At 71.1% G+C, this 20106-nt stretch carries 16 protein-coding genes; all 16 read left to right on the top strand.

The window, feature by feature from the left end; all coding sequences use genetic code 11:
- Positions 1-93 precede the first annotated feature (93 nt).
- The 16 genes from EER34_RS04385 (at position 94) to EER34_RS04460 (ending at position 20045) form a co-directional block, all read left to right on the top strand.
- Positions 94-1107 (top strand): LacI family DNA-binding transcriptional regulator, encoded by a 1014-nt coding sequence (locus tag EER34_RS04385; protein ID WP_127473322.1) that lies wholly within the window; start codon positions 94-96, stop codon positions 1105-1107.
- Positions 1108-1190: 83 nt separating this feature from the next.
- Positions 1191-2966, top strand: a complete 1776-nt coding sequence (locus tag EER34_RS04390; protein WP_127473323.1) for an ABC transporter ATP-binding protein — start codon at positions 1191-1193, stop codon at positions 2964-2966.
- Between the two features lie 115 nt (positions 2967-3081).
- Positions 3082-4038 carry a DUF6807 domain-containing protein gene (locus EER34_RS04395; protein WP_164743447.1) on the top strand — a complete coding sequence of 319 codons (957 nt, stop codon included), beginning with the start codon at positions 3082-3084 and terminating at the stop codon, positions 4036-4038.
- Positions 4035-5222: a Gfo/Idh/MocA family protein gene (locus EER34_RS04400; protein WP_127473325.1), complete on the top strand. Its 1188-nt coding sequence runs from the start codon at positions 4035-4037 to the stop codon at positions 5220-5222. Before EER34_RS04395 ends, EER34_RS04400 begins: the two co-directional genes overlap by 4 nt.
- Positions 5219-6193 carry a glycoside hydrolase family protein gene (locus EER34_RS04405; protein WP_127473326.1) on the top strand — a complete coding sequence of 325 codons (975 nt, stop codon included), beginning with the start codon at positions 5219-5221 and terminating at the stop codon, positions 6191-6193. The genes EER34_RS04400 and EER34_RS04405 overlap by 4 nt, the downstream gene beginning before the upstream one ends.
- A gap of 188 nt (positions 6194-6381) precedes the next feature.
- On the top strand, positions 6382-7674 hold the full coding sequence (locus EER34_RS04410) for an ABC transporter substrate-binding protein (protein ID WP_127473327.1): 1293 nt from the start codon (positions 6382-6384) through the stop codon (positions 7672-7674).
- A gap of 75 nt (positions 7675-7749) precedes the next feature.
- Positions 7750-8745 carry a carbohydrate ABC transporter permease gene (locus tag EER34_RS04415; RefSeq protein ID WP_127473328.1) on the top strand — a complete coding sequence of 332 codons (996 nt, stop codon included), beginning with the start codon at positions 7750-7752 and terminating at the stop codon, positions 8743-8745.
- Positions 8742-9665 carry a carbohydrate ABC transporter permease gene (locus tag EER34_RS04420; protein WP_127473329.1) on the top strand — a complete coding sequence of 308 codons (924 nt, stop codon included), beginning with the start codon at positions 8742-8744 and terminating at the stop codon, positions 9663-9665. Before EER34_RS04415 ends, EER34_RS04420 begins: the two co-directional genes overlap by 4 nt.
- A 4-nt stretch (positions 9666-9669) precedes the next feature.
- On the top strand, positions 9670-10326 hold the full coding sequence (locus EER34_RS04425) for a DUF624 domain-containing protein (protein WP_127473330.1): 657 nt from the start codon (positions 9670-9672) through the stop codon (positions 10324-10326).
- 38 nt (positions 10327-10364) lie between these two features.
- Complete coding sequence (locus EER34_RS04430; RefSeq protein ID WP_127473331.1) at positions 10365-12431, top strand: beta-galactosidase; 2067 nt, start codon at positions 10365-10367, stop codon at positions 12429-12431.
- A gap of 16 nt (positions 12432-12447) precedes the next feature.
- Positions 12448-13968 carry an arabinosylfuranosidase ArfA gene (gene arfA / locus EER34_RS04435; protein ID WP_127473332.1) on the top strand — a complete coding sequence of 507 codons (1521 nt, stop codon included), beginning with the start codon at positions 12448-12450 and terminating at the stop codon, positions 13966-13968.
- A 206-nt stretch (positions 13969-14174) separates the two neighbouring features.
- A complete protein-coding gene (locus EER34_RS04440) occupies positions 14175-15380 on the top strand; it encodes a Gfo/Idh/MocA family protein (protein WP_205791367.1) in 1206 nt (401 codons plus the stop codon).
- A gap of 5 nt (positions 15381-15385) precedes the next feature.
- Positions 15386-16588: a dihydrodipicolinate synthase family protein gene (locus tag EER34_RS04445; RefSeq protein WP_127473333.1), complete on the top strand. Its 1203-nt coding sequence runs from the start codon at positions 15386-15388 to the stop codon at positions 16586-16588.
- 124 nt (positions 16589-16712) lie between these two features.
- Positions 16713-17594 (top strand): sugar phosphate isomerase/epimerase family protein, encoded by an 882-nt coding sequence (locus tag EER34_RS04450; RefSeq protein WP_127473334.1) that lies wholly within the window; start codon positions 16713-16715, stop codon positions 17592-17594.
- Between the two features lie 118 nt (positions 17595-17712).
- On the top strand, positions 17713-18750 hold the full coding sequence (locus tag EER34_RS04455) for a LacI family DNA-binding transcriptional regulator (RefSeq protein WP_127473335.1): 1038 nt from the start codon (positions 17713-17715) through the stop codon (positions 18748-18750).
- A gap of 293 nt (positions 18751-19043) precedes the next feature.
- Positions 19044-20045: a LacI family DNA-binding transcriptional regulator gene (locus EER34_RS04460; RefSeq protein WP_127473336.1), complete on the top strand. Its 1002-nt coding sequence runs from the start codon at positions 19044-19046 to the stop codon at positions 20043-20045.
- Positions 20046-20106 lie beyond the last annotated feature (61 nt).

Consider the following 20106-nt stretch of genomic DNA (forward strand, 5'->3'; position numbering starts at 1 on the left):
CGAGTTGCGCACTCTCGGCGAAGGGCGCGTTGTGCTCGGCGTGTCACACTGTCTACGGGTAATCGCTTGCTGGGCGGCGGTCACGGAGGAAGCATGAAACGAGCCGGGATACGCGACGTCGCGCAGCGCGCGGGCGTCTCGATCAGCACGGTCTCCAACGCTCTCAATCGCCCGGGCACGGTGAGCGAGCAGCTCGCCCAACGCGTCCGCAAGGCCGCCGACGATCTCGGCTACGTCCCCCTCCAGGCGGCGCGCCAGCTGCGCGTGGGGCGGAGCGGGCTCCTCGGGATGACCGTGATCAACATCGCCAACCCGTTCTTCGCCGAGCTGGTCAGCGGGGCGGAGGAAGCCGCGACGGCGGCCGGCTATCGCATCCTCGTCGGCAACAGCGACGACGACGTGCACAAAGAGGCCGGCCACCTCGAGCTCTTCGAGCGCGTGCAGGTCGAAGGGGTGCTGGTCTCGCCGTTCGGCGAGGCCGCGGCGCCGATCGCGCAGCTGCGGGCACGCGGCATCCCGGTGGTGCTCGTCGATGCGGTCGACGACGCCGGGGCCGTGCCGTCCGTATCGTTCGACGACGTCGCCGGCGGCCGGATGGCCGCCGAGCACCTGCTGCAGACCGGACGCCGGCGCCTCGCGTTCCTGGGCGCGCGGGAGGAGGTCCGGCAGGTGCGCGAACGGCTGCAGGGCGCACGCCTCGCCGTCGGCGCGCATCCGGACGCAACCCTCGAGGTCGTCTGGTCCGCACGCACCACGGCGCAGCTCGGCCGCATGCTCGGCGCAGAGATCGCCGCTGCTCCGCCCGAGGCGCGCCCCGACGGCATCGTCGCGACGAACGACCACCTCGCGTGCGGCGTGGTCTACGGGCTGATCAGCAACGGCATCCGCGTCCCCCAGGACGTCGCGGTCATCGGCTACGACGACATCGAGTTCGCGTCCGTCGCCGCGGTGCCGCTCACCTCGGTGCGCCAGCCCGCCCGGGCCATGGGCCGCCACGCCGGCGAGCTCCTGCTGCACCAGCTCGGCGGCGAGGCGTCGGAGCCGCTCGGATCGGTGATGTTCGAGCCCGAGCTCATCGTGCGGGCGTCGAGCGTCCTCGGAGCCTGAGCCCGCCTGCGCCAGCCTCGTGCTCCGCGGCCCGGTTCCGTCATCCCGGCCTCGGCTGCGGCATCCGTCGGTATCATGGCCCCATGACTCAGAAAGCGTTTACCCGCGTTCCCGAGCTCATCGACGGCGCCCACCCCGGGCGCTCGGTGCTGCGCCTGCTGGCGCGCCGGCCGGGACGCCTCTCGCTCGCACTCCTCGGCTTCTCCCTCAAGGAGATCCCGTTGTGGTTCCTGCCGGTCGTCACGGCGGCGATCATCGACATCGTCGCCGGCGGGGGCGAGGTCACCACGGTGCTGTGGTGGTTCGCGCTCGCGGTCGTGCTGCTGGTGCAGAACTACCCGAACCACATCCTGTACACCCGGCAGTTCATGACCGTCGTCCGCGACACCGGCGCCGACCTGCGCAACGCCCTCGCGGCACGACTGCAGAGCCTGTCGATCGGCTACCACACGCGGGTCAGCTCGTCGATCGTGCAGACGAAGGTCGTGCGCGACGTCGAGAACGTCGAGCTCATGCTGCAGCAGGTCACCCACCCGCTGCTGTCGTCGGTCATGGTGCTCATCGGGGCCATCGTGATGACGGCGATCATGGTGCCGCAGTTCCTCCCGGTCTATGCGCTCACGGTGCCGATCGCGCTCGTGCTGCGCTGGGCTCTCAGCCGACGCTCTCGGGTGCGCAACGAGACGTTCCGCCGCGAGATGGAGGGCTTCGCCGCACGCGTCGGCGAGATGGCCTCGCTCATCCCCGTCACCCGCGCACACGGTCTCGAAGACACCGCGGTCACCCGCGTCGCACACGGCGCCGAGGGCGTCCGGCGCGCGGGTCTGCACCTCGACATGCTCAACGGCCACGTCGCGTCGATCTCGTGGGTCGCGATGCAGCTGCTGGGGGTGGGATGCCTCGTCCTCGCGGCGATCTTCTCCCTGACGGGCATCCTGCCGATCACTCCCGGCGAGGTCGTGCTGCTGTCGACCTACTTCGCACTGCTCACTCAGGGCCTCACGCAGCTGCTCATGCTCATCCCGGTCGGCGCGCGCGGACTCGAGTCGGTTCGGTCGATCGCCGAGGTCATCCAGGAGCCCGACCTCGAGCAGAACGAGGGCAAGCGCTCCGTGGACGCGGTGACCGGACGCCTTCGACTCGACCGGGTGAGCCACCGCTACCCCGGCGCCGACGACGACGCGGTCCATCAGGTCGACCTCGAGGTCGCCGCCGGAGAGACCGTCGCATTCGTCGGGTCGTCCGGCTCCGGCAAATCGACGCTGCTCAACCTGGTGCTCGGCTTCGTGCGGCCCACGTCGGGGCGCATCCTGCTCGATGACGCCGACATGCAGGCGATGGACCTGCGTACGGTGCGGCGACACGTCTCGGTCGTGCCGCAGGAGTCGGTGCTGTTCGAGGGCACGATCCGCGAGAACGTCTCCTACGGGATGCCTCACCTCGACGACGACCGGATCGTCGCCGCCCTGCGCGACGCCAACGCCCTCGAGTTCGTCGCGGCCCAGCCGCAGGGGTGGGACACCGTCGTCGGAGAGCGCGGGGCACGCCTGTCCGGCGGTCAGCGGCAGCGGCTCGCGATCGCCCGGGCGCTCGTGCGCGATCCCCGGATCCTGCTGCTCGACGAGGCCACCTCGGCGCTCGACCCCGAATCCGAGGAGCTGGTGAAGGAGGCGCTCGGACGCCTGATGCGCGGGCGCACGACGCTGGTCGTCGCGCACCGTCTGTCGACGATCCGTCAGGCCGACCGCATCGTGGTGCTCGAGCACGGTCGTGTCGTCGAGCAGGGCGCGCACGACGAGCTCCTCTCGCGCTCCGGCCGCTACGCCCACCTCCACGCGACACAGTCGGGGAAGCCCTGAGCCGAAGCATCCGCTCGCCCTTTCCGGGAGGGGCGTGTCGATGTCGTGCGCAGGTCGGATAGCGCTTTCCGGCGAAACGTTTTACGCTGGAGGAGTTCACCACACGGAGGTCTGCATGCGGTTCGACGACGAGACGCCCGGTCGGCTCATCCTGCGCGACGAGGACGCCGTGCTGGCGGAATACGTCTACGAGCCCGAAGACGCGCAGCTCGAGTCGCCGCGGCCGTACGCCCTTCTGCGCACCCGCGCCGGACGCGAGGTCACGGCGTACCGTCCGGACGACCACGTGTGGCACAAGGGCCTGTCGCTCGCGCTCCCCCACGTCGGTCCGCACAACTTCTGGGGCGGGCCCACCTACGTCACGGGCCAGGGGTACGTGCAGCAGCCCAACAACGGCGCTCAGGTGCATCGCGGGTTCGCGGCATCCGAAACGCCCGTCGCCGACGCCGTCGCGCACCTCGCCCGCGTCGCCGAGCGCCTGGACTGGGTGACCCAGGACGGCCGCACCGTGCTCACGGAGGAGCGCGCCCTCACCGCGACCGCGGTCGACGACGACACGTGGGCGCTCACCTGGAGCTCCCGTCTGCGCAACGTCTCGGGCGAGTCGCTCGCGTTCGGATCGCCCACCTCCCACGGACGGCCGGATGCCGGCTACGCCGGGATCTTCTGGCGGGGCCCCACCGAGTTCACCGGCGGCGCGATCGTCGGACCCGAGGGCGAAGCGGGCGACGCCGCGCGCGGCACCGACGGCCCGTGGCTCGCGTGCATCTCGCCGGACGGCCAAGCCGGCGTCGTGGTGCTCGACGCCGGCCCGGACGGATCGCCGTGGTTCGCCCGCAGCGCCGAGTACGCCGGGCTCTGCCCTGCGCCGTTCTTCTACGAGGACACCGTGCTCGACCCCGGCGCGACGCTGCACCTCGGCGCGGTCGTCCTCATCGGCGGACCGGATGCCGCGTCCCACGCCGCGATCGCGGGCGCCAACCTGGTCGCAGCGATACAGGCGGAGGCGGCTGCCGCACCGCCCGAGACGGCTCCGCCCGTCGGTCCGCACTCCACCGGGCAGTCCTCGTGACCGCGCCCCGCACGCTGCGCTGCGTGCTCGTCGGAACGGGGGCCATCGCGAGTTCGCACGCCCGCGCGGTGGCCGCTCATCCTCGCGCCGCCATCGTGGCGGCGATGGACCGATCGCGCGGCAGCGCCGACGCGTTCGCCGAGCTCTTCGGAGTCCCCTCCGTCTACGACGATCTCGACTCCATGCTCGCCGCGGAGGAGCCCGACGTCGTGCTCATCTGCACGCCGCCCGGCGCCCACCGCGAGCAGACGATCGCCGCGTTCGCCGCCGGCGCGCACGTGGTGGTCGAGAAGCCCCCCGCCCCGTCCCTCGACGAGCTCGACGACATGCGCGCCGCCGCCCGCACGGCCGGGCGCGAACTCGCCGTCGTGTTCCAGCAGCGCACCGGGACCGCGCCCGCACACGTCCGGCGTCTCCTCCAGGACGGCGCGTTCGGACGCCCGCTGCTGGCGCAGTGCCAGACGCTGTGGTTCCGGGACGCCGCCTACTTCGAGGTTCCCTGGCGGGGGCGATGGGAGACCGAGGGCGGAGGCACCACGCTGGGCCACGGCATCCATCAGCTGGATCTTCTGACCTTCCTCCTCGGCGACTGGTCGCGCGTCGAGGGACGGCTCTGGCGACTCGACCGCGAGACCGAGACCGAGGACGTCTCGACGGCGACCGTCGTCTTCGAGAGCGGCGTGGTCGCACAGGTCGTGTCGAGCACGGTGTCGCCGCGGGAGACGAGCTCGATCCGCATCGACACCCAGAAGGCCACGATCACCGTCGACCACCTGTACGGCCACGGGCACGAGAACTGGCGGATCACGCCGGCACCTCACATCAGCGCGCAGGAGGCCGCGTTGTGGGAGCTTCCCGCCGTAGAGGAGCGCAGCGACCACGCCCCGCTCCTGCGCGATGTGTTCGACGCGCTCCTCGACGGCACGCCGCTGCCGCCGACCGCCGACGCCCCTGCCCGCACATTCGAGCTCGTCGCCGCGATCTACGCGTCCGCCGCCGCGGACGGCGCGGTGATCACCCCCGCCGACCTCGTGGCCCATCCGACGCACCGCCGCGGCTTCGCGAGCCCCGTCACCGACCTCCGACGCGCCGGTGCGCCGGAGCGCGACGCTGCCGATCGCGCCGCATCGGGCGACGCCGTCTCCGGCGGTGCAGACGCGGCGGGCACCGTCGCTCCGCGATGACCGGGACGACTTCCGGGATCGACCCCGACGCCGCGGCTCCGCGAGAGCTCTACCGCGATCCGGTGTACGACGGCGCGACCGACCCGACCGTGGTGCGCGATGCCGAAGGCGGCTGGTGGATGTTCTACACGCAGCGCCGTGCGACGCATCCTGATCCCGGCCCTGACGTGGCCTGGGTGCACGGCAGCCGCATCGGCGTCGCGCGCGGCGACGACGGCCTGCGCTGGACATACGCCGGCACGCTCGAACCCACCGGGCACGGACTGGCCCTCGACGCCTCCGGCCCGCCTGGCGTGGTCGACGCCACCCACTGGGCGCCGGAGGTGATCCACGACGGCACGCGGTGGCGGATGTACCTCACCGTGATCGACGGCATCCCCACCCGCTGGGAGGGCCACCCTCGACGCATCGTCGAGTACGTCTCGGACGACCTGAGCACCTGGGCCCGCCGCGGCGCGCTCGCCCTGTCGAGCGACCGCGTCATCGACGCCGCCGTCGCCCGCTGCCCCGACGGCCGCTGGCGCCTCTGGTGCAAGGACGAGGCCGCCGACTCGGTCACGGCCGTCGCGGTGTCGGACGACCTCGGAACGTGGCGCGCCGACGGAGTCGCGATCGGCGGCCGCCCGCACGAGGGACCCTTCGCGTTCGAACTCGGCGGCTCCTGGTGGATGCTGACCGACGAGTGGCGCGGCATGGCCGTCCACCGCTCGGACGACGCCGTCTCGTGGCAACGCCAGGGCGGAGCGGATGCCGTCATCCTCGGCGAGAGCGGACCGCCGCGCGAGGGCGTGCAGATCGGGCGGCGCGGCTCGGTCGTCGTCTGCGGGGACACAGCGCGGCTCTACTGCTTCACGCATCCGTGGTGGAACGGGAGCGACCTCGCCGATTCCGACGAGCGTGCACACCGCCGCAGCGCCGTGCACGTCGCGCGGCTGCGCGTCGAGGACGGCGTCCTCCGCTGCGAGCGCTGACCCGTTACTGAATCGTTCTAATTTCTCCGCAACCCCTCTTGCGAAACGTTTTTTGCTGGGGTACCGTAACGGGCAAGCGCTTTCCGCAGCACCAAGCACCCAGCACCCAGGGATGCGCCGACACCGCGTCAACGGACAACGAACGTCTCGGCGGCACTTCGAACGCAGACGTTCAAGAGAGGACAAAGATGTTCAGCAAGAAGCGGGCATTCGCCGGAGTCGCCCTCGCGACCGGCGCCGCCCTGGCCCTGGCAGGCTGCGCCGGTGGAGGCTCCGAGCCCGCCGCGACCTACGACCCCGACGAGAAGGTCACCCTCGACCTCGCCTTCTGGGGCAACGACGTGCGCGCCGAGCTCTACAACGAGGTGATCGCCGCGTTCAACGAGGAGTACCCGAACATCACGGTGAACTCGTCGTTCCTGGGCTTCCCCGAGTTCTGGGAGAAGCGCCAGACCGAAGCAGCCGGCGGCGGCCTTCCCGACGTCATGCAGTTCGACTACTCGTACCTGCGTCAGTACTCGCAGAACGGGCTCCTGCTCGACCTCGACCCGTACCTCGGCAACATCATCGAGACCGACCCGCTGCCGCAGAACATCCTCGACATCGGCGTGGTCGACGGCGTGACGACCGGCATCCCGACCTCCACCAACGCATGGGGTCTGTTCACCAACCCGGTCCTGCTCGAGCAGGCGGGCGTCGGGAACTTCGCCGGCGGCTCGTGGGAGGACTACACGGACTGGATGGGCGAAGTCACCGAGGGCGCCGGCGGCGAGTTCTGGGGCGGCAGCGACTACACCGGCCGCATCCAGAACTTCGAGCTGCAGCTCCGCGCCGAAGGCGGCAACCTCTTCAACGAAGACGGCACGGCAGGCTTCGACGAGGAGCGCCTCACCGAGTTCTGGGAGCAGGGCGCGGCGATCCGCGACGGCATCGGAGTGCCTCAGCAGCGCGTCGAGGAGGTCGTCCCGCTCGGCCCCTTCGACACCGCCAACACGGCCAGCGAGCTCACGTGGGACAACTTCGGCTCGGGCTACCTCGGCAACCTCGGCGAGAGCTACACCGAGCTCGGCCTGGTCGCTCCCCCCATCACGGAGGAGGGCGCGAAGGACCTGTACCTGAAGCCGTCGATGCTGCACACGATCTCGGCCGGCACGGAGCACCCCGAGGCGGCGGCCACCCTGGTCAACTTCCTCATCAACTCGCCGCAGTCGGGTGAGATCTTCGGCACCAACCGCGGCCTCCCGGCTTCGGAGACGGCCCTCGCCGCTGCCGAGCTCGACCCGCTGAGCGCGCAGGTGAAGGAGTACGAGGAGTCGATCGCCGACCGCCTCGGCGACGCCCCGCCCGTGCCGATCGTGGGCTACGGCACGCTGGAGGAGAAGTTCCGCCAGCTCGGCGCCGAGCTCAACTTCGGCACCGTCACGGTCGACGAGGCCGTGAGCCAGTTCTTCGGCGAGATGGACGTGGTCCTCAACCAGTAGTCCGCTTCCGGGGGCCGGCCGCACTGCGACCGGCCCCCGGACACCACCTTCCAGACCAACCCGCGAGAGGTCGACGTGAGCACCACAGCGACGAGAGTCATCGTGACCGGACAGAAGTCCTCACGGCGTTCCCTGTTCCGCCGGAGCAGCCCGGAGCACCTGGAGCGATCGGGAGCGCGCCGCCGCGCCCGCAAGGAGACCCTCGCCGGGTACGGGTTCCTCATCCCCTGGCTGATCGGGTTCTTCGGCCTGACGCTGATCCCGATGGCGTACTCGCTGTACCTGTCGTTCACGAAGTACAACATCTTCACCGCTCCGCAGTGGATCGGCCTCGACAACTACATCCGGCTGTTCACCAGCGACCCGGCGTTCGTGCAGTCGGCACAGATCACGCTGGTCTACGTGCTCGTCGGCACCCCGATCACCCTCGCCGCCGCGCTCGGCGTGGCGATGCTGCTGAACTACCGCGACAAGGCGGCCGGGTTCTTCCGCTCCTCCTTCTACGCCCCGTCGCTGATCGGCGGATCGGTCTCGGTCGCCATCGTGTGGAAGGCGATGTTCAACGAGGACGGCCCCGTCAACAGCATCCTGTCTTCGATCGGCATCGATCTGGGCGGCTGGGTCGGCAACCCCGATCTCGTGCTGCCGATGATGATCCTGCTGTCGATCTGGCAGTTCGGCGCCACCATGGTCATCTTCCTCGCCGGGCTCAAGCAGATCCCCAAGGAGCTCTACGAAGCCGCCGAGGTCGACGGCGCCAATGCCTACCGCCGCTTCCGCGCCGTCACGATCCCGATGCTCTCTCCGGTCATCTTCTTCAACCTGCTGCTCGGCCTGATCGGCGCCTTCCAGGTGTTCGCCTCGGCGTACATCATCTCCAACGGCTCCGGCGGTCCCGCCGGGATGACGAACTTCATCACCCTGTACCTCTACAAGCGGGGCTTCTCGGACGGGCAGATGGGCTACGCCGCCGCCATCGCCTGGGTGCTGCTCGTCGTCGTCGCCGTGATCGCCTTCATCCTGTTCCGCACCCAGAGGTCGTGGGTGCACTACTCGGGAGACAACCGATGAGCACCACATCCTTCGGCGAACCCGCCATCGCCACCCTCGAGAACCAGGTCGACGCGACCCCGCAGACCCCGCGCCGCAAGGTCGCGCGCAAGACCTGGCAGACCGTCATCTGGCTCGTCGTGCTGCTCGCCATCACCGCCGTCGTGCTCTACCCGCTGGTGTGGCTGTTCCTGTCGACCTTCAAGCCGAACTCCGAGTTCGGCCAGAACCCCGGTCTCATCCCGCAGAACCCGACGCTCGACAACTACGCCAAGGTCGGCGAGGGGATCGCGGGCGTGCCGATGTGGCGGTTCTTCGCGAACTCGCTCATCATCGCGATCGGCTCGGTGATCGGAACGGTGCTCTCGTCGGCGCTGGCCGCCTACGCGTTCGCCCGCATCCAGTTCAGGGGCCTCGGCGTGCTGTTCGCCGCGATGATCGGCACGCTGCTGCTGCCGTTCCACGTGCTGATCATCCCGCAGTACATCCTGTTCCAGCGGCTCGACATGATCGACACCTTCATTCCGCTGCTGCTGCCGAAGTTCCTCGCCACCGAGGCGTTCTTCGTGTTCCTGCTCGTGCAGTTCATCCGCCAGATGCCCCGCGACATGGACGAAGCGGCCCGCATCGACGGGGCCGGGCACCTCAGGATCTTCTGGTCGATCATCCTTCCCCTCATCAAACCCGCCCTCATCACGTGCGCGATCTTCGCGTTCATCTGGTCGTGGAACGACTTCCTCGGGCCCCTGCTCTACCTGACCAGTCCCGAGAACTACCCGCTCCCGATCGCGCTGCGGCTGTACAACGACCAGTCCTCCACGAGCGACTACGGCGCCACGGTCACCGCCTCCTTCATCGCCCTCCTCCCCGTCCTGCTGTTCTTCCTCGTGTTCCAGCGGTTCCTCGTCGACGGCGTCGCCACCCAGGGCCTGAAGGGCTGAGGACATGGCCGAGATCACGACGAAGCGCGCGTACCGGGCGGCACGGCGAGCGGATGCCTCGGGCAGCGGCCCGACGCTCGAGGAGCGCCCCCCGGCCCGATACCCCGGCGCGACCGGCGCGTTCGCGCTGTTCGGCGAGGTGCTCCTGGTCGGCGTGCTCGTGACGGTCGCCGGGCTCGCGGTCATCACGCTCCCCGCGGCGCTGGCCGCGGGCATCCGTCATCTGCGTCGCTACCTGAACGCCGAGGCGTCGCACGCGCGGACCTTCTGGCAGGACTTCCGCCGGGCACTGCCCGGCGGGATCGTCGTGGGCGTGGCGGGCGTGGTGATCGCGGCGGTGCTCGTGCTCGACATCGGCCTGGCGAACTCCGGCGCCCTCCCCGGCGGAGCGGCCGTCTCGGTCATCGGCTGGGCAGGGCTCGTCGCAGGCGCCGTCGCGCTCCTCGCCGCGGCCGGGTCGTGGGCGCCCGACCTCGGGTGGCGCGCCGCGGTGCGGTCGGTGCCGGCATCCGTCACCGCCGACCCCCGCGGGGCGTTCTACCTCGCCGCGACCGCCGCCTTCGTCGGCATCGCGACCTGGATGCTCGTCCCCATGATCATCCCGGCCCTCGGCTGCGCGGCTCTCGCGGTCGTCGCGATCCCCACGCGCCGCGGCCGCTGAACCCGCCCAATCACGTCACCACCGAGGAGCGAACACCGTTGCTGTACGGCGCCGACTACAACCCCGACCAGTGGCCGGAGGAGGTGTGGGACGAAGATGTGCGCCTCATGCGCGAGGCCGGCGTCAACGTCGTCAGCCTCGGCATCTTCGCGTGGTCGCGCATCCAGCCGGCCGAGGGCGTGTGGGACTTCGCGTGGCTCGACACGGTGATCGGCAAGCTCCACGCGGGCGGCATCCGGGTGAACCTCGCCACCGCGACGGCCTCGCCACCGCCGTGGGTGAGCGCGCAGTACCCCGAGACGCTCCCCGCCGACGAGAGCGGCGCGTCCTACTGGCCCGGCAGCCGGCAGCACTTCGCCCCCTCGTCGCCGACCTACCGGCGCCTCGCGGGCGAGCTCGTGCGGCGTCTGGCCGAGCGCTACGTCGACCACCCGGCGGTCGCGATGTGGCATGTCGGCAACGAGTTCGGCTGCCACCTGTGGATGGACTTCTCGGATGCCGCCCGCGACGCCTACCGAGACTGGCTCGGCCGGCGCTACGGCACCGTCGAGGCACTGAACGCGGCGTGGGGAACCAGCTTCTGGTCGCAGCGCTACGCCCGCTTCGACGAGATCTTCCCGCCGCGCCTCGCCCCGTACAGCCACAATCCGTCGTCGATGCTCGACTGGCGCCGGTTCACGTCGGACATGCTCCTCGAGTGCTACCTGATGGAGCGCGAGATCCTTCTCGCCGCCGGCGCGACGCAGCCGATCACGACGAACTTCATGGGCCCGTTCAAGCCCGCCGACTACGCCGCGTGGGCGCCGCACATGGACGTCATCGCCGACGACTGCTACCCCGACCCGACGAACCCGCACCGCATCCGCGACGCCGCGTTCCAGCGCGACCTGGTGCGCTCGCTCAAGCCCGGGGTCCCCTGGATCCTCATGGAGCAGGCGACGGATGCCGTCAACTGGCGACCGTGGAACCCGGGCAAGCGCCCGGGCGTCCTCGCCGCCGAGACCGCGCAGTCGGTCGGCCGGGGCGCCGACGGCATCATGTTCTTCCAGTGGCGGCAGTCCCGCGCCGGCAGCGAGAAGTTCCACTCCGCGATGCTCCCCCACGCCGGCACCGGCACAGCGACGTGGCGGAGCGTCACCGACCTCGGCGAGCGCCTCGGCGCACTGCCCGAGCTGCCGCCGCCGGGGCGCGACGCTCGGGTGGCCCTCGTCTTCGACTGGGAGAACTGGTGGGCGGTCGAAGAGCGCGACCACCCGGTCGAGATCGACTACCTCGCACTCTGCCTGGAGTGGTACGGCGCCCTGCACTCCCGGGGGCTCATGGTCGACATCGTGCCTCCCGAGAAGGTCGACGACGGCTACGACCTCGCGATCGCACCCGCGCTGTACCTGCTGCGCGACGAAGGCGCGGCATCCCTCACCCGGTTCGTCGGCGACGGCGGCACGCTGCTCGCCGGGCCTTTCACCGACATCGTCGACGGTCACGACCAGTTCCGGTCCGGGGGATTCCTCACGCAGCTCGGGCCCGTGCTCGGCGTGAGGTTCGAGGACTTCGGCGCCCTCGGCGGCCCGACGACCGGTGGCACCGGCGTCGGCGCCCAGGCCGCCCGCGCGTCGGCGGACGGAGACCGCGCCCCGTTCCGCCTCGGACACGTCGAAGCCACGGGGTCCCTCGTGGCGGAGCTCGTCCACCCGGTCGAGGCGGACGTCGTCGCGTCGTTCACCGACGGTCGCGCCGCCGGAAGTCCGGCCGTCACGCGACACGCCTTCGGCGCGGGCGAGGGCTGGTACGTCGCGACGATGCCCGACCCCGTGGGGCTCGACGCGATCGTCGGCGCGGTGGTCGAGGCATCCGGCGTCCGCCCCGTCGTCGCGAACCTGCCCGCCGGCGTCGAGGCGGCGCGGCGCGGCGACCTCGTGACGGTGATCAACCACGGTGACGACGAGGTCGTGGTGACCCTCGCGGGGACGGATGCCGAGACCGGCGCACCGCTCGGTCGCACGACTCTCCCCGCACAGGGCGTACTGTTCGCGTGGGCTCCGATCGACTCCGGACCCTCGCCCATGCCGACATCCGTCGACGACTCCGTCGCGACCCCCGCCTGAAGACCCTGAGGAACCCATGACCGACGCCTCCGCCCGCCTCGACCCCGCCCGCGTCATCGCCGACATCGACCGCCGGATCTTCGGCGGCTTCGTCGAGCATCTCGGCCGACACATCTACGACGGCATCTTCGAGCCGGGGCATCCGTCCGCCGACGCCGACGGCTTCCGCGGCGACGTGGTCGATCTCGTCAAGGAGCTCGGCGTCTCGACCATCCGCTACCCGGGCGGCAACTTCGTGTCGGGGTACCGGTGGGAGGACGGCATCGGACCGGTCGACGGCCGACCGCGCCGTCTCGACCTCGCGTGGCACGCGACCGAGACGAACCAGGTCGGCCTGCACGAGTTCCAGGACTGGCTCGACAAGGTCGGCTCCGACCTCATGCTCGCGGTCAACCTCGGCACGCGCGGCACCGAGGAGGCGCTCGACCTGCTCGAGTACGCCAACACCTCGGTCGAGACGACGCGCACGCGAGAGCGCGCCGCCAACGGCCGCGAGACGCCGTTCGCCGTGAAGATGTGGTGCCTCGGCAACGAGATGGACGGACCGTGGCAGCTCGGCCACCGCAACGCCGACGACTACGGCAAGCTCGCGTCGCGCACGGCGAAGGGGATGCGCCAGCTCGACCCGTCGATCCAGCTCGTCGTGTGCGGATCGTCCAGCCGGACGATGCCGACCTTCGGCGCGTGGGAGCGCGAAGTGCTCGAGCACACGTTCGACGACGTCGACTTCATCTCCTGCCACGCGTACTACGAGGAGAAGGACGGCGACGCCCAGGAATTCCTCGCGTCGGGCGTCGACATGGCGCTGTTCATCGAGTCCGTCGTCGCCACCGCCGACCACGTCGCCGCGGTGAAGAAGAGCGACAAGCGCATCATGATCTCATTCGACGAGTGGAACGTGTGGTACCTCTCCCGCTTCAAGGACGAGGAGGAGACGTACCGGCCGGATGAGTGGCCCATCGCTCCCCGTCAGCTCGAGGACCAGTACCACGCCCTCGACGCGGTCGTCTTCGGCGACCTGCTCATCACACTCCTGCAGCACGCCGACCGCGTCCGGTCGGCGTCGCTCGCGCAGCTCGTGAACGTCATCGCGCCGATCATGACCGAACCGGGGGGCCCGGCTTGGCGGCAGACGACGTTCCACCCCTTCTCGCTGACCTCGCGGCTCGCGCGAGGACGCGCCGTACGCCTGCCCGTCGTGTCCGCGACGTTCGAGAGCGAGCGGTTCGGCACCGTGCCGGCGCTGAACGCCGTGGCGACGATCGACGACGCCGGGGCGAGTGTGTTCGTCGCGAACAGATCGACGACGGATGCCGCATCCCTCCGGCTCGACCTCACCCCGCTGGTCGCCGCCCTCGGCCGCGACCTGACCGTGGTCGAGTCGCACCTTCTCCACGAGGACGACCTCTACGCCGCGAACACGCTCGCCGACCCTGAGCGCGTGGGCGTCCGACCGCTGGACGGCGTGGAGGTCGAGGCATCCGTCCTCGCCGCCGACCTTCCGCCCGTGTCATGGACCGCGATCCGTCTCGCCTGAGTCACCGCCCTTCCCTCTCCGTTCGTGTGGGCGAAGGCACGGCGTCATGCCGGCCGACGCGGGCCTTCCCCCACACAGCGCCGCCGAGTCCGGCCGGGAAAGCGCTTGCGCGTCATTCCATCCCGTGGCAGACTGTTGGAAAGCGTTTACCAGCCGATGTAGCCGTCGGCCGCGCCACTCGAACCATCTGAGGAAAGCAGCCCCGAATGACTGACACGACTCTCGCCCCGGCCGCCGCCGCGGCACCGTCCCCTCGTCCCGCCGTGCGCGAGGTCGGGATCATCATGAACGGCGTCTCGGGGCGCATGGGCTACCGCCAGCACCTGGTCCGCTCGATCCTCGCCATCCGCGACCAGGGCGGGATCGAGCTTCCCGACGGGTCGAAGCTGACCGTCAAGCCGCTCCTCGTCGGCCGCAGCGAGGCCAAGCTCGCCGACCTCGCCGCCACGCACGGCATCGAGGACTACACGACCGACCTCGATGCCGCCCTCGCCGACCCGCGATGGGAGATCTACGCCGACTTCCTCGTGACGAAGGCCCGGGCATCCGCTCTGCGCAAGGCGATCGCCGCGGGCAAGACGATCTACACCGAGAAGCCCACCGCCGAGACCGTCGACGAGGCCCTCGAGCTCGCCAGGCTCGCACAGGCGGCCGGCGTCAAGACGGGCGTCGTGCACGACAAGCTCTACCTGCCGGGCCTGCAGAAGCTCAAGCGCCTCATCGACTCCGGCTTCTTCGGCCGCATCCTGTCGGTGCGCGGCGAGTTCGGCTACTGGGTCTTCGAGGGCGACTGGCAGCCCGCCCAGCGGCCCAGCTGGAACTACCGCGCCGAGGACGGCGGCGGGATCATCGTCGACATGTTCCCGCACTGGAACTACGTGCTCGAGAACCTGTTCGGCGAGGTCAAGTCGGTCTACGCACAGGCCTCGATCCACATCGCCGACCGCTGGGACGAGAAGGGCGAGCACTACACCGCCACTGCAGAAGACGCCGCCTACGGCATCTTCGAGCTCGAGGGCGACATCGTCGCGCAGATCAACTCGTCGTGGACCGTGCGCGTGAACCGCGACGAGCTCGTCGAGTTCCACGTCGACGGCACGCACGGCTCGGCCGTCGTGGGGCTCTTCGGAGCGAAGATCCAGCACCGCAACTCCACCCCGAAGCCGGTGTGGAACCCCGACCTCGCCGACGACCACGACTACGACGCCGACTGGGCCGAGGTTCCCACGAACGACGTGTTCCAGAACGGCTTCCGCCAGCAGTGGGAGGAGTTCCTCGTCTCGTACGCCGAAGGCACCGAGTACGAGTTCGACCTGCTGTCGGGCGCGCGCGGCGTGCTCCTCGCCGAGGCCGGCCTGCAGTCGAGCCGCGAGGGCCGCAAGGTCGAGCTGCCCGCCCTCTCGCTGGACTGAGCGCGATGACCGACCTGACCCTGCTCGCGGCCGACGGCACGACGACCGCCGCCGCGCTGAACGAGACGCCCGGCTACGCCAAGCCGACCGGGCCTCTCCGCAGCCGCGTGGCCTACGCCGCCGCGCACGTGGTGCCGAAGACCGCCGCCGACAACACCCCCGGGCAGCCTGCCGAAGTGGACTGGGACGCGACGCTCGACTTCCGCCGTTCGGTGTACTCGTGGGGACTCGGCGTCGCCGACGCCATGGACACCGCGCAGCGCAACATGGGCCTCGACGCGGCGGCCACCCGCGAGCTCATCGCGCGCTCGGCCGAGGTCGCCCGCGAGGAGGGCGGGTCGGTCGTCGTCGGCGTCAACACCGACCACGTCGACGCCGAGCGCATCGCGGTCGATCAGGTGATCGACGCCTACAAGGAGCAGCTGCACTTCACCGAGGAGCAGGGTGCCGGTCCGGTGCTCATGGCCTCCCGCCATCTCGCGCGGGCCGCGGCATCCGCAGACGACTACCGCCGCGTGTACCGCGAGGTGCTCGCGTCGGCCACGACCCCGGTCGTTCTCCACTGGCTCGGCACGGCCTTCGACCCGTCGCTGGAGGGCTATTTCGGCTCGGGCGACTGGCGCGAGGCATCCGCCGTCCTCCTCGAGATCATCGAGGAGAACGTCGACAAGATCGCCGGCGTCAAGATGAGCCTGCTGGATGCCGCGTCCGAGGTCTCGGTGCGCGAGCGCCTCCCCGAGGGCGTGCGCATGTTCACCGGCGACGACTTCAACTACGTCGGGCTCATCGGAGGCGCCGACGTCCCCGACGCGGCGCAGCCCTCTCGTGATCCGGCGAGCCCCCGACAGCACTCCGACGCCCTGCTCGGCGCGTTCGCCGCGATCACCCCGGTCGCGTCGGCGGCGATCCAGGCGCTCGACGCCGGCGATCCGGCACTGTACCTCGAGATCCTGGGGCCGACCGAGGAGCTCAGCCGCCAGGTCTTCGCCGCGCCGACGTTCTACTACAAGACCGGCGTCGCGTTCCTGTCGTGGCTGAACGGCCATCAGTCCGCGTTCCAGATGGTGGGCGGCCTGCACTCGGCGCGGAGCCTGCCCCACCTGTCGCGCATCGTCGAGCTCGCCAACGCGTCGCTCGCCCTCGAGCAGCCCGGGCTCGCCGCCGAACGGTGGCACGGGATGCTCCGCCTGAACGGAGTGGACGCATGACCCCGGCATCCTTCCCCACCTCCCCCGCATCCGTGTCCCAGTTCTTCCCGCTATGCGTTCTGCAGAGCAAGCCGAACCGGGACATGAACCGAACGAAGTGGGACACGAAGACCGGAGTGGACGCATGAACGCCATCGACCCGCGCCTGTCGATCAACCAGGCCACCATCAAGCACGCGGACCTCGCCACCGCCCTGCGCGTCACCGCCGAGGCGGGAGTGCCGGCGATCGGCCTGTGGCGCGAGCCGGTGAACGAGGTCGGCCTCGACGTCGCGGCGAGCATGCTCGCCGACTCGGGGCTGCGCTTCTCGACCTACTGTCGCGGCGGGTTCTTCACGGTCCCCGAGGGCCCGGTCCGCCGCGCTGCCATCGACGACAACCGGCGCGCGATCGAGGAGACCGCGACGCTCGCGGCCGCAGGCGCACCCGGCTCGAAGGCCATCCTCGTGCTCGTCGCCGGCGGCCTGCCCGACGGGTCGCGCGATCTGGCGGGTGCGCGTGGACGGGTCCGCGACGCGCTCGGCGAGCTGGCTCCGGATGCCGCGGCCGCCGGAGTGACGCTCGCGATCGAGCCGCTTCATCCGATGTACGTGAGCGACCGCGCCGTGGTGTCGACGCTCGGGCAGGCGCTCGACATCGCCGCCGACTTCGACGCCTCGGTCGTCGGCGCGACCGTCGACACGTTCCACGTGTTCTGGGACCCGCAGGTGCTGGACCAGATCGAGCGGGCCGGTCGCGAGGGGCGCATCGCGACGTACCAGGTGTGCGACTGGAAGACTCCGCTCGCCGCAGACGTCCTGCTGAGCCGGCACTACCCCGGCGACGGAGTGATCGACTTCGCTTCGCTCACCCGCGCCGTCGAGGCGACCGGCTATGCGGGCGACGTCGAGGTCGAGATCTTCAACGCCGACGTCTGGGCGACCGACCCGCGCGTCGCGGTGCAGCGGACGGCCGCCGGGTTCCAGGCCGCGGTGTCGCCCTACCTGCGCGTTCCGGTCGCAGGCTGACCGTGGCATCCGATCTCGGCCGCCCGGTTCCGCGGCGGTCGGCGCGGGCGACGCGCACCTCGGGAAGACGATTGCCTGGTCAGGCCTGGAACCGGACACAGGCCCTAGACTCAGCCTGATGAGCGAGATGCACGCGCCTGCCCGAGGCGCCGCAACACTGCATGACGTCGCCCGCGAGGCCGGCGTGTCGCTGGCGACCGCTTCTCGCGTGCTCAACGGATCGACGCGCAAGGTGGCCGAGAGCTACCGCGAGCGCGTCGAGGCCGCCGCCGAGAAGCTCGGCTACACCGCCAACCTGTCGGCCCAGGCGACGGCGCGCGGAACCTCCGCGATCGTCGCGCTTCTGGTGGCCGACATCGCCGACCCGTACTTCGGCCAGCTCGCCTCGGGAGTCGCCCGCGGCGCGGACGAGGCCGGGCTCGTCGTGACGATCGCGATCACCGAGCGCGACCCGCAGCGCGAGGTGAAGCTGGTCCGGGCTCTGCGCGGCCAGCGTCCGCGCGGGCTGATCCTCGCGGCATCCCGCACCGAAGGCCCCGACGCCGCAGGACTGGAGTCCGAGCTCGAAGCATTCTCCGGCATGGGCGGCCGCGTGGTCGTGCTCGGCCAGGGCGCTGCCGGGCAGCGCTCGGTCGGCCTCGACAACCACGGCGGCGCCGTGGCGCTCGGCGCCCGGCTCGCCGGCCTCGGCTACCGCGACGCGGTCGTGATCGCGGCCGCCGAGGGCATCCGGACGTCGGACGACCGCGTCGCCGGGTTCACCTCGGGCTTCTCGGACGGCGGCGGCACGGTCCGCGAGGTGCGCCGCGGCGGCTTCACACGCGACGCCGGCTACGCCACCGCGCAGGAGCTCATCGCCGACGGTCTCGCACCGGGCACGGTCGTGTTCGGGATCAGCGACGTGGTCGCGATCGGCATCATGTCGGCCCTGCGCGACGCCGGGCTGCGGGTCGGCGACGACATCGCCGTCGCGGGCTTCGACGACATCGCGACGGGTCGCGACATCCGCCCCGGGCTCACCACGGTGCGCGTGCCCCTCGAAGACCTCGGCTACCGCGCGCTGCACGCGGCGATCGAGGCGGACTGGGACCCGGCGGCCGAGCCGCCGCTGCCGCTCGAGGTCGTCGTGCGCGGCAGCACCCCGCCCCGCGCCTGAGGCGTCGCGGTCCCCGGTCCAGCTCCGGGAACGGGCTCCGCACCGCGCCCCGGTCGCCAGGCCCGGCCTCCGGGTCGTTCCGCCGACCGACCCGGCCGCCGATGCACCGCCCGGGCCCCGATCCCGGCCGCCTGTGAAAGCGACGGGACGAGCGAGCTCGGCGACGGCGTGTCACCGGTCCGGGGCCGCGTTTCTCCCCGCCGGTCGACGGGACCCGCGACCTACCCCGGCCCCCGACGACGAGGAAGCGTTTCCTGGCGCGCTAGGCTGACGCCGGATGTGAGGAGAAGCGGATGCCGCGACCGGCGAAGGGTGTGACCATCGCGGACGTCGCCGCCAAGGCGGGCGTCTCGCTGTCGACGGTGTCGCGCGCGCTCAACGACAACCCGACGGTCGACCCGGTGCTCGCGGAGCGGGTGAGGGAGGCGGCGGCATCGCTGGACTACCGCGCCAGTCCGCTCGCGCGGAGCCTCGTGCTGGGACGCACCCAGACCGTCGCCGTCGTCGTGCCCGACCTCGGCAACCCCACGTTCCAGGAGGTGCTGCGCGGTCTCAGCCGCGCGGCGGCCGCCCACGACTACCACGTGCTCATCGCCGACTCGGCGGAGTCCGTCGACGAGGAGCGCGTGCTCGCGATCGAGACGCGCCGTCGCACCGACGGGGTGATCCTGTGCGCTCCGCGCCTCCCCCAGGACGAGCTCGACCGGCTCGTCGCCGGCCTCGGTCCCGTCGTGCTCGTGAACCGCTCCGCCGGCGGCGTCCCGTCGGTGGGGGCCGACTATCGCGCCGCCCTCGGCGACGAGCTGGCCCACCTCTACGGACTCGGCCATCGGCGCCTCGTCTACCTGGCGGGCTCCGAGCGCAGCGTCGCCAACGCCGCACGCCTCGACGCCATCGCCGAGTTCGTCGCCGCCCGTTCCGACGCCGAGGTCGTCGAGCTCGCCGGAGGGGTCGACTTCGACGCCGGTGCTGCCGCCGCGCCCGCGGTCCTCGGCTCCGGGGCGACAGCCGTCCTCGCCTTCAACGACCTCGTCGCGATGGGGCTGCAGAGCGCGGTGCAGGCGAGCGGATGCCGCGTCCCCGACGACCTGTCGATCGTCGGGTTCGACGACATCCCGTTCGCCCGCCACACCACTCCGCCGCTGACGACCGCCGCCGTCCCCGCGGCCGAGCTCGGGGCCAGGGCATGGGCGCAGATGCGGCTGCTGCTGGACGGCGAGGAGCCGAGCGATCCGGTGTCGCTCCGTCCTTCGCTCGCGGTGCGCGGCAGCACGGGTCCCGCGCCGGCCGCCTGACTCGAGGGAACGTTTTCTCGCTGCCCGTGGTAATCTGAGAAAACGTTTCCTGAAGGAGTGA

This window comes from Microbacterium sulfonylureivorans, assembly GCF_003999995.1.
GTDB lineage: Bacteria > Actinomycetota > Actinomycetes > Actinomycetales > Microbacteriaceae > Microbacterium > Microbacterium sulfonylureivorans.

What these genes read in the sequence shown, in the direction of transcription:
- EER34_RS04425 (WP_127473330.1), top strand. Translation starts at nt 9,670, where the DNA reads ATGGCCGAGATCACGACGAAGCGCGCGTACCGGGCGGCACGGCGAGCG.
- EER34_RS04420 (WP_127473329.1), top strand. Translation starts at nt 8,742, where the DNA reads ATGAGCACCACATCCTTCGGCGAACCCGCCATCGCCACCCTCGAGAAC.
- EER34_RS04445 (WP_127473333.1), top strand. Translation starts at nt 15,386, where the DNA reads ATGACCGACCTGACCCTGCTCGCGGCCGACGGCACGACGACCGCCGCC.
- EER34_RS04440 (WP_205791367.1), top strand. Translation starts at nt 14,175, where the DNA reads ATGACTGACACGACTCTCGCCCCGGCCGCCGCCGCGGCACCGTCCCCT.
- EER34_RS04455 (WP_127473335.1), top strand. Translation starts at nt 17,713, where the DNA reads ATGAGCGAGATGCACGCGCCTGCCCGAGGCGCCGCAACACTGCATGAC.
- arfA (WP_127473332.1), top strand. Translation starts at nt 12,448, where the DNA reads ATGACCGACGCCTCCGCCCGCCTCGACCCCGCCCGCGTCATCGCCGAC.
- EER34_RS04460 (WP_127473336.1), top strand. Translation starts at nt 19,044, where the DNA reads ATGCCGCGACCGGCGAAGGGTGTGACCATCGCGGACGTCGCCGCCAAG.
- EER34_RS04450 (WP_127473334.1), top strand. Translation starts at nt 16,713, where the DNA reads ATGAACGCCATCGACCCGCGCCTGTCGATCAACCAGGCCACCATCAAG.
- EER34_RS04410 (WP_127473327.1), top strand. Translation starts at nt 6,382, where the DNA reads ATGTTCAGCAAGAAGCGGGCATTCGCCGGAGTCGCCCTCGCGACCGGC.
- EER34_RS04405 (WP_127473326.1), top strand. Translation starts at nt 5,219, where the DNA reads ATGACCGGGACGACTTCCGGGATCGACCCCGACGCCGCGGCTCCGCGA.
- EER34_RS04385 (WP_127473322.1), top strand. Translation starts at nt 94, where the DNA reads ATGAAACGAGCCGGGATACGCGACGTCGCGCAGCGCGCGGGCGTCTCG.
- EER34_RS04390 (WP_127473323.1), top strand. Translation starts at nt 1,191, where the DNA reads ATGACTCAGAAAGCGTTTACCCGCGTTCCCGAGCTCATCGACGGCGCC.
- EER34_RS04395 (WP_164743447.1), top strand. Translation starts at nt 3,082, where the DNA reads ATGCGGTTCGACGACGAGACGCCCGGTCGGCTCATCCTGCGCGACGAG.